The following is an 8,435-nucleotide window of genomic DNA, read 5'->3' on the forward strand; positions in this document are numbered from 1 at the left end:
GGCGTGCTGGGCGGGGCCGCCGCGGCCGGGGCCGCCGTGGCACTGGTGCTGACGCTGGTCGTCGACGGCGACGGAACGGACGGCGGGCCCGGCTCCCGCGACGATCGCGCGGCCACCTCGGGGCCGGCGCCGGCCGACGACGCGGCCCCCGGACCGTCGGACGTGGGCACGGCCGCCGTCGAACCCACCGACGAGGTCACGGACTCCCCCTCCGGTGAGGGGTCCGGACTCCCCGCCGACTACGAACTCCACACCGACGCCGAGGGCTTCACCATCGGCCGCCCGCTGGGCTGGACGCGCGAGACGGTGGCCTCCCGGCACGGCATGGACGTCGTCAACTACCGCAGCGCCGACGGCCTCCGCCGCCTCCAGGTGTACGAGGTCGCGGAGTCCTCCCCCGAGGAGTCCTTCGACCTGTTCCTGTCCGACAGCACGCCGAAGGCCGACGGCTTCGAGAAGGTCGCCCTGGAGCCGGTCGAGGAGGGGGACGTCTCCGGACTGCGACTGGAGTACCGGGCCGACTCCCTGCGGGGCGAGCCGGACGCCGGCAGCTGGCACGTCCAGGACGTGCGCTTCCGCGCGCCGGGCGACGGCAAGGTGTACGCGATCGCCGCGTACGGCCCGCCCACCGACGGCATCGACCCCGAACTGCACCTGGCGCTGACGGCCCTCGCCCACTTCTGCCCCCCGGACACCACCTGCCGGCAGGGCTGACCGCGTCCGCCGGGCGGACGCGGTCGGCCCTGCCCCGGTTCACCACTCGGTGGAACCCGGGGGGATCCGGCGGCCGACCATCAGCCGGTTCCAGCTGTTGACGGCGGTGATCAGCGCGACGAGGTGGGCGAGCCGGACGGCGTCGAAGTGCGCGGCGGCCCGCGCGTACACCTCGTCCGGCACGAAGCCGTCGGTCAGCACGGTGACCGCCTCCGTCAGCTCCAGCGCGGCCCGCTCCCGCGCGTCGAAGACGTCGTCGCCGGCCTCCTGCCAGGCGCTCAGGAGGTCGAGCTGCGCCTCGCGCACCGCCCCGTCCCTGCGGGCGATCGCGAGGTGCATGTCGAGGCAGAACGCGCAGTGGTTGAGCTGCGAGGCGCGGATCTGGACCAGCTCGGCCAGCCCGGGGTCGCCGAGGCCCTTCCCGGCGGCGGCGCTCACGGCCTGCAGCGCGCTGCGCACACCGGCGTCCAGGCGGGTCGTACGGACCGTCACGCGTGTTGTCCCGGCGTGTAGTGACCCGGCGTCATCCGACAGGTCACGCCGAACCGGTTCCACGCGTTGATCACCGTGATCGCGGCGATCAGCTGCGCCAGCTCCGGCTCCTCGAACTGCGCGGCGGCCCGCGCGTACACCTCGTCCGGCACGAAGCCGTCGGTCAGCACGGTGACCGCCTCGGTCAGCTCGATCGCCGCGAGCTCCTTCTCCGTGTAGAAGTGCCGCGACTCCTCCCACGCGCCGAGCTGGACGATCCGCTCGACGCTCTCGCCCGCCGCGAGCGCGTCCTTGGTGTGCATGTCGAGGCAGAACGCGCAGTGGTTGAGCTGTGAGGCGCGGATCTTGACCAGCTCGTACAGCTTGGCGTCGAGTCCCTTCCTGGCGGCGGAGTCCAGCCGGATCATCGCCTTGTAGACCTCGGGGGCGTGCCGGGCCCACTCCAGCCGGACGGGCGGCTCGGCGGCGTACGGTGCGGTCGTGGTCGTTCCGGTGTTCGTCATGCCTCCGACCCTAGGAGCGGGGCAGCCCACGGGTATGGTCCACTTCCATGGCGGAACGCTGGGCCACTTTCGGCATCGACCTCCACCTCGAACCGGCCGGACCCGGCCTGCGCCGCGGTCTGACCGACGCCCTGCGCGAGGCCGTCCGCACCGGCCGGCTCACCCCCGGCACCCGGCTGCCCTCCTCCCGCTCCCTCGCCGCCGACCTGGGCATCGCCCGCAACACCGTCGCCGACGCCTACGCCGACCTGGTCGCCGAGGGCTGGCTCGCGGCCCGGCAGGGCTCCGGCACCCGGGTGGCCGACCGCGCGGTGCCCGGTCCGCCGGCCCGCCGGCCCTCCCCGCGCCGGGTCCCCGGGCGGCTTCCGTACGATCTCGTCCCGGGCACCCCCGACCTCGCCTCCTTCCCCCGCGCCGCATGGCTCAAGGCCGCCCGCCGCGCCCTGGCCACCGCCCCGCACGACGCCCTCGGCTACGGCGACCCGCTCGGCCGCCCCGAACTGCGCACCGCCCTCGCCGGCTACCTGGCGCGCGTCCGGGGCGTACGCGCCGACCCCGAACGGATCGTCGTCTGCTCCGGTTTCGCCGGCGGCCTCCGCCTCCTCTGCGAGGTCCTGCGCGCCCGCGGCGCCCGCACCCTCGCCGTGGAGTCCTACGGACTGGACGCCCACTGGGACCTGGCCGCCCGCGCCGGCCTGGCCACCGTCCCGCTCCCCTTCGACTCCCTCGGCACCCGCACGCGGGACGCGGGCGACGCCGACGCGGTCCTGCTCAGCCCCGCCCACCAGTTCCCGCTGGGCGGGGCCCTGCGGCCCGAGCGCCGCGCCGCCGTCGTCGACTGGGCGCGCCGCACCGGCGGACTGATCCTGGAGGACGACTACGACGGCGAGTTCCGCTACGACCGCCAGGCCGTCGGCGCGCTCCAGGACCTCGACCCCGACCACGTGGTCCACCTCGGCACGGCCAGCAAGTCCCTCGCCCCCGGACTCCGCCTCGGCTGGATGGTCCTGCCCCCGTCCCTGCTCCCGGACGTCGTCGCCCACGGCGGCGGCCGCTCCGTGAGCGCCCTCGAACAGCTCACCCTCGCCGAGTTCCTCACCTCCGGCGCCTACGACCGCCACGTCCGCGCCGCGCGGCTGCGCTACCGCCGCCGCCGCGACTCCCTGGCCGAGGCCCTCGCCGCCCGGGCCCCCGACGTCCGGATCACCGGTGTCGCGGCCGGCCTGCACGCGGTCCTCCGGCTCCCGCCCGGCACCGAGCGGTCCGTCGTCCAGGCGGCCACCTGGCAGGGCCTCACCGTCCTCGGCCTCTCCGACTTCCGCCACCCCGCCGCCGACACCGTGGCGGGCGACGCCCTGGTGGTCGGCTACGCCACCCCGCCGGACCACGCCTGGGCCGGCGCCCTGGACGCCCTGTGCCGGGCGCTGCCCTGACGCACCGGCGGCGGGGCGCTCGTCGGCATCGCCGCCGGTGTCACGGCGCCGTCATCCGCCCTGTTCGACGATCTTGTCGGCTTTCGCCATGATCCGATCGCGCTGTGCGGTTTCCTTTTTCAGGTCCGCCAGGTTCTTCTTTATTTCCTTGTTCTGGATCCTGGCCTCGACTGCCTGCCATGTGGGAATCAGGTCGGTGGATTCCTTGCAGGAATAATCGGCGGCCGCGACGCGCAGTTCCTCCTTGCTCGGCTTCGGCGAGCTCAGATCGGCCTTTGAAAGCGCTTGCAAGGGGTCTGTGTACGCATGGCCTTTCTTGGTCATGCAAGCCGACCACTCGGCGGTGACCGCCTTCACCTTCGGATCCTCCAGGGACTCCTTGAAGCTCTGGCTGCTGATTTTCCGCGCGGTCGGGGAGTCCAGGGAGTTCTCGCCGAAGAGTTCCCTCCGGGCGACGGCGAGACAACCCGAGGGGCCGTCCATGGCGGCCTCCTGTCGGGCTGACACTTCCGGAGGTCCGGATGTGTTTCCGGTCCAGTCCGGAGGGAGGTGATAACCGTGGGTCAGAACGTCGTCCTCGACGATCGGCCCATAGCGTCGCCCGACCTGGTAGGGATCGGGATCGCTTTCGCCGTCCGCCTTGACCGTCATTTCCTCCAGCGGCGGAACGTCCTGCTCCCGCAAGCACGCATTCACCAGGATGATGGTGGCGGACCTGACCCCCGCCGTTCTGCTCGGCGCCAGGAGGTACGTGTGCACGGGCAGCGGGAGGGGGTTGGTCTCGGCGGCGGGGGACGGCTGCGCGTGCCTCCCGGGCGCCGGCTCCCGGGAGGCGGCGCCGGGGTCGTCACCGGAGCCCGCGCAGGAGGGAAGCGCCAGCAGGGCGGCTGCGGCGCATGCCGTGGTCAGGATGTTCTTGACGTGTCGCATGAGGCATCGATTCTTCGATCGCTCGACGGTCCGCGGCGCAGCGCGGACCGCGCCGAACGGCGCGCCGGCCCCGACCGGGAGATCGGTCGGGGCCGGCGCACGGGGTTACGGGCAGCCCGCCTTCAGGGAGGCGTTCTCGTTGTACGTGTACCAGAGCTGCCCGTAGGAGCTGTCACCGAAGTAGTCGACGTTTCCGCCGTAGTTGCTGTTGTAGTAGACCCACATGGAACAGTGGAGGCCGTAGATCTCTCCCGAGGCGGCGTTGTTCTTCACCACCTGTCCGGCACCGGCGCCGGAGGAGTCGAAGTAGTAGCCCGCGAGGTCCGGTATCTTCAGCGTCGTCTGGACGTTGTTGTCGTCGTAGTAACGGGTGAACTTGGCCCCGGACTGGCCCGAGTTGTAATAGAGGCATACGTGGCTGGAGGCGCACCGACCGGTGTGTCCGTACGTGTCCGAAGAGTTGTGGGTATCGGCGACCGCAGTTCCCTGCGTCGCCCCCAGGAAAGCCGCCAGAAGCGTGGCGCCTGCGGCGACGGCTCCCTTTACCTTCATTGAATGCCTCCATTGTTGTGCATGCGCACGTCCATTTACAAGATCACAAACTAGCGACCGCGCTGATCGAAGTCAAAGCGGGCCGGGAGTGCCCCCGCATGCCGCGGTCGAATGCCGGCGGCGCAATGCGGTCGCCCCGAAGGGGATTATGTGGACCTGAGGCGCTTCATGAGGGCGCTTATGAGGAACATTCAATATAAAACGGGTCATTGCTTGATGTGAATGCGTGACGTCCTCACGGTGTCTCACCATGGAGAACGACGAGTCGAGGCGACGCGTTCCGTATTCACGGAAGGTTCCGTCGCGGACCACGGCGAAGGGGGCGCCGGCGCGGTGGCGGGCGGTCCTCCCGCGGGACCGCGAAGAAGACGACGGGGGGCTCCTGCGCGTGGCACGCGGGCGGCCTCTAGGCTGTCCGCCGCGAGCCGGGGGAGTTGCGAGGGAGGAGCGAGGGGCATGGCGGAGTCACGGCGACGGTTGCGGTCCAGCACCGTGGTGCTCGGGGGGATGGGGGTCCTCGCGGCGGCGCTGTCGGCGTGCGGGTCGGATCCGGACCGGCGGTGCGTGGACCGGGACAGCTACGACTACCTCAACGGCTACAAGGTCGTCGCCGACAGGAACTGCACGTCCTCCTCCGCCGGTTCCGCCGGCCGGGCCGGCGCGTCCCGCACCGACGCGGACTGGTACTACGACGCCGACGTCAGCAACGGTTACGCCGACCACGGCACCTTCAGCCGCAGCGAGGCCGTCGACCGGGGCGGCTTCGGCTGCTCGGGCTCCGGCAGCGGCGGCGGCTGAGCGGCCATGGAACGGCGCACCATCGAGCCCCGCCCCGGCTGGCAGGAGACCGTCGAGGAGCAGGGGCTCATCTACCCCCTCACCCGCCACCCCGACGGCTCCCTGCGCCCCTACTGGGACGAGAGCGCCCACTACGTCTTCACCCTGGAGGAGGTCGAGGCGCTGGAGGAGGTCGTCGAGGAACTGCACCGCATGTGCCTCGCGGCGGCCGAGCACATCGTCACCGCCGACCGCTTCGCCGACCTCGGCATCACCGACCCGCGCATCGCCCGCGCGGTCACCGAGGCCTGGCGCCGGCGCGCCGAACTCCCCTCCCTCTACGGCCGCTTCGACCTCCGTTACGACGGCACCGGCCCCGCGAAGCTCCTGGAGTACAACGCCGACACCCCGACCTCCCTGGTGGAGGCCGCCTCCCCCCAGTGGTTCTGGATGGAGGAACGCTTCCCCGGCGCCGACCAGTGGAACTCCCTGCACGAACGCCTCGTCGACGCCTGGCGGAAGCAGGCCGCCCTGCTCCCGCCGGGCGGCCCCCTGTACTTCGCGCACTCCTCCGCCGACGAACTCGGCGAGGACCTGATGACCGTCGCCTACCTCAAGGAGACCGCCGAGCAGGCCGGCCTCGACACCGACTGGCTCTCCATGGAGGAGATCGGCTGGGACCGCCTCTCCGGCCGCTTCGTCGACAAACGGCTCCGGTTCATCCGCAGCATCTTCAAGCTGTACCCCTGGGAGTGGCTCACCACCGACCGCTTCGCCGGCCACGTCCTCGACACCCTCGACAACGGCGGCGGCACCGGCTCCACCCTGTGGATCGAGCCCGCCTGGAAGATGCTGCTCAGCAACAAGGCCCTGCTGGCGATCCTCTGGGAGCTCCACCCCGGCCACCCCCACCTCCTCCCCGCCTACCTGGACGGTCCGCGGGAGCTGGCGGACACCACGGGCTGGGTCGCCAAGCCCCTGCTCGGCCGCGAGGGCGCCGGCGTGACGGTCCACGCGCCCGGCACCGCCCCCGTCCTCCGCGACGAACCCTGCTGCTACCAGCAGCTGGCCCCGCTCCCCGCCTTCGACGGCAACCACGTGGTCCTGGGTGCCTGGGTGGTGGAGGACGAGTCCGCGGGCCTGGGCATCAGGGAGTCCTCCGGCCTGGTCACGGACGCGTACGCGCGGTTCCTGCCCCACGTGATCCTCTGAGGGCCCCGGCGGGGGCGCCCCTCCGGGGCGCGGGGGACCGCGCGACCGGTCACGACGCACCCGCCCCCCCCACGACGGACGGCGACCCCGCGGACGCTCCCGCATCGCGGACGCCGAAGGCGCCCGCACCGCACACCCGGTACCCTGGCCCCGGGCCGTGACTGGCGCGCGAGGATGGGATGAACCATCGGGAAGCGGTCCGAGCGACGAGTGCCGAGCGCCTGGGCCGACCTGCACGCTGATTCCGACGTCCGGAGGCCCTTGTGTCCACAGATCCCACCCCCGAGTCCGTCGCCTACCGTGCCGCGCTCCAGGCGATCCGCGCCGTCGAGCCGCGCGTCGCCGACGCGATCGGCCAGGAGGTCGCCGACCAGCGCGAGATGCTCAAGCTGATCGCCTCGGAGAACTACGCCTCCCCGGCCACCCTCCTCGCGATGGGCAACTGGTTCAGCGACAAGTACGCCGAGGGCACCATCGGCCGCCGCTTCTACGCCGGCTGCCGCAACGTGGACACCGTCGAGTCGCTCGCCGCCGAGCACGCCAGGGAGCTCTTCGGCGCCCGCCACGCCTACGTCCAGCCGCACTCCGGCATCGACGCCAACCTGGTCGCCTTCTGGTCCGTCCTCGCCGACCGCGTCGAGGCCCCCTTCCTGGAGAAGGCCGGCGCCCGCCAGGTCAACGACCTCTCCGAGGCCGACTGGGCCGAGCTGCGCCAGGCCTTCGGCAACCAGCGCATGCTCGGCATGTCCCTGGACGCCGGCGGCCACCTCACCCACGGCTTCCGCCCGAACATCTCCGGCAAGATGTTCGACCAGCGCTCCTACGGCACCGACCCGGCGACCGGCCTGATCGACTACGAGGCCCTGCGCGTCTCCGCCCGCGAGTTCAAGCCGCTGATCATCGTCGCCGGCTACTCCGCCTACCCCCGTCTGGTGAACTTCCGGATCATGCGCGAGATCGCCGACGAGGTCGGCGCCACGCTCATGGTCGACATGGCGCACTTCGCCGGTCTGGTCGCCGGCAAGGTCCTCACCGGCGACTTCGACCCGGTCCCGCACGCCCAGATCGTCACCACCACCACCCACAAGTCGCTGCGCGGTCCGCGCGGCGGCATGGTGCTGTGCGACGACTCCCTCAAGGACCAGGTCGACCGCGGCTGCCCGATGGTCCTCGGCGGCCCGCTCCCGCACGTCATGGCCGCCAAGGCCGTCGCCCTCGCGGAGGCCCGGCAGCCCGCCTTCCAGGACTACGCCCGGCGCATCGTCGACAACTCCCGCGCCCTCGCCGAGGGCCTGATGCGGCGCGGCGCCACCCTGGTCACCGGCGGCACCGACAACCACCTCAACCTGATCGACGTCGCCACCTCCTACGGCCTCACCGGCCGCCAGGCCGAGGCCGCCCTGCTCGACTCGGGCATCGTCACCAACCGCAACGCCATCCCCGCCGACCCCAACGGCGCCTGGTACACCTCCGGCATCCGCATCGGCACCCCCGCGCTCACCACGCGCGGCCTCGGCACGGCGGAGATGGACGAGGTCGCGGGTCTGATCGACCGCGTCCTGACCACCACCGAGCCCGGCACCACCAAGTCCGGCGCCCCCTCCAAGGCGGCCCACGTCCTCGACGCGAAGGTCGCCGACGAGATCTCCCGCCGCGCCACCGACCTGGTCGCCGGCTTCCCGCTCTACCCGGAGATCGACCTCGGCTGACCCCCGCGGCACCTCGCGGGGCGATCGGCTCCCGACGCGGCCCCCGCGCGGCGGTCCGGCACCGTGCCCGGCCCCCGCCCCGGCCCCGCCCCCATCAGGACCGCCCGCGGCCC

At 72.3% G+C, this 8,435-nt stretch carries 9 protein-coding genes and 1 riboswitch; of the genes, 5 read left to right on the plus strand and 4 right to left on the minus strand.

The genetic code is table 11. From position 1 onward, the window contains the following. A partial coding sequence (locus ABTY20_RS28345; protein WP_351999891.1) for a hypothetical protein occupies positions 1 to 714 on the plus strand: 714 nt, incomplete at its 5' end. Between the two features lie 39 nt (positions 715 to 753). On the opposite strand, the gene ABTY20_RS28350 is transcribed toward ABTY20_RS28345, so the two are convergent. After that, a complete protein-coding gene (locus ABTY20_RS28350) occupies positions 754 to 1,206 on the minus strand; it encodes a carboxymuconolactone decarboxylase family protein (protein WP_351999892.1) in 453 nt (150 codons plus the stop codon). Next, positions 1,203 to 1,709 carry a carboxymuconolactone decarboxylase family protein gene (locus ABTY20_RS28355; RefSeq protein ID WP_351999893.1) on the minus strand — a complete coding sequence of 169 codons (507 nt, stop codon included), beginning with the start codon at positions 1,707 to 1,709 and terminating at the stop codon, positions 1,203 to 1,205. Before ABTY20_RS28355 ends, ABTY20_RS28350 begins: the two co-directional genes overlap by 4 nt. Before the next feature lie 47 nt (positions 1,710 to 1,756). Here ABTY20_RS28355 and pdxR point away from each other — a divergent pair, with 47 nt between their 5' ends. Continuing rightward, positions 1,757 to 3,142 (plus strand): MocR-like pyridoxine biosynthesis transcription factor PdxR, encoded by a 1,386-nt coding sequence (gene pdxR / locus ABTY20_RS28360; protein WP_351999894.1) that lies wholly within the window; start codon positions 1,757 to 1,759, stop codon positions 3,140 to 3,142. A 51-nt stretch (positions 3,143 to 3,193) separates the two neighbouring features. Here the strand turns inward: pdxR and ABTY20_RS28365 are convergent, their stop codons facing one another. Both ABTY20_RS28365 and ABTY20_RS28370 read right to left on the minus strand, forming a co-directional pair. Next, on the minus strand, positions 3,194 to 4,072 hold the full coding sequence (locus tag ABTY20_RS28365) for a hypothetical protein (RefSeq protein WP_351999895.1): 879 nt from the start codon (positions 4,070 to 4,072) through the stop codon (positions 3,194 to 3,196). Positions 4,073 to 4,177: 105 nt separating this feature from the next. Then, a complete protein-coding gene (locus ABTY20_RS28370) occupies positions 4,178 to 4,624 on the minus strand; it encodes an EthD domain-containing protein (protein ID WP_351999896.1) in 447 nt (148 codons plus the stop codon). A 456-nt stretch (positions 4,625 to 5,080) separates the two neighbouring features. Between ABTY20_RS28370 and ABTY20_RS28375 the strand changes: the two genes are divergently transcribed. The 3 genes from ABTY20_RS28375 to ABTY20_RS28385 all read left to right on the plus strand — a co-directional run bounded on the left by ABTY20_RS28375 (position 5,081) and on the right by ABTY20_RS28385 (position 8,322). Then, positions 5,081 to 5,422, plus strand: a complete 342-nt coding sequence (locus ABTY20_RS28375) for a hypothetical protein (protein ID WP_351999897.1) — start codon at positions 5,081 to 5,083, stop codon at positions 5,420 to 5,422. Between the two features lie 6 nt (positions 5,423 to 5,428). Then, entirely contained in the window at positions 5,429 to 6,613 is a 1,185-nt protein-coding gene (locus ABTY20_RS28380; RefSeq protein WP_351999898.1) for a glutathionylspermidine synthase family protein, read from the plus strand. Between the two features lie 147 nt (positions 6,614 to 6,760). Beyond that, a riboswitch (ZMP/ZTP riboswitch) is annotated at positions 6,761 to 6,847 on the plus strand. A 29-nt stretch (positions 6,848 to 6,876) separates the two neighbouring features. Continuing rightward, entirely contained in the window at positions 6,877 to 8,322 is a 1,446-nt protein-coding gene (locus ABTY20_RS28385; RefSeq protein WP_351999899.1) for a glycine hydroxymethyltransferase, read from the plus strand. The last annotated feature ends 113 nt before the right edge of the window (positions 8,323 to 8,435 follow it).

Origin of the sequence: Streptomyces sp. NPDC126497 (genome assembly GCF_040302425.1) — a bacterium.
In the GTDB taxonomy this organism is placed as follows: Bacteria; Actinomycetota; Actinomycetes; order Streptomycetales; family Streptomycetaceae; genus Streptomyces.

What these genes read in the sequence shown, in the direction of transcription:
- ABTY20_RS28355 (WP_351999893.1), bottom strand. Translation starts at nt 1,709, where the DNA reads ATGACGAACACCGGAACGACCACGACCGCACCGTACGCCGCCGAGCCG.
- pdxR (WP_351999894.1), top strand. Translation starts at nt 1,757, where the DNA reads ATGGCGGAACGCTGGGCCACTTTCGGCATCGACCTCCACCTCGAACCG.
- ABTY20_RS28365 (WP_351999895.1), bottom strand. Translation starts at nt 4,072, where the DNA reads ATGCGACACGTCAAGAACATCCTGACCACGGCATGCGCCGCAGCCGCC.
- ABTY20_RS28370 (WP_351999896.1), bottom strand. Translation starts at nt 4,624, where the DNA reads ATGAAGGTAAAGGGAGCCGTCGCCGCAGGCGCCACGCTTCTGGCGGCT.
- ABTY20_RS28375 (WP_351999897.1), top strand. Translation starts at nt 5,081, where the DNA reads ATGGCGGAGTCACGGCGACGGTTGCGGTCCAGCACCGTGGTGCTCGGG.
- ABTY20_RS28380 (WP_351999898.1), top strand. Translation starts at nt 5,429, where the DNA reads ATGGAACGGCGCACCATCGAGCCCCGCCCCGGCTGGCAGGAGACCGTC.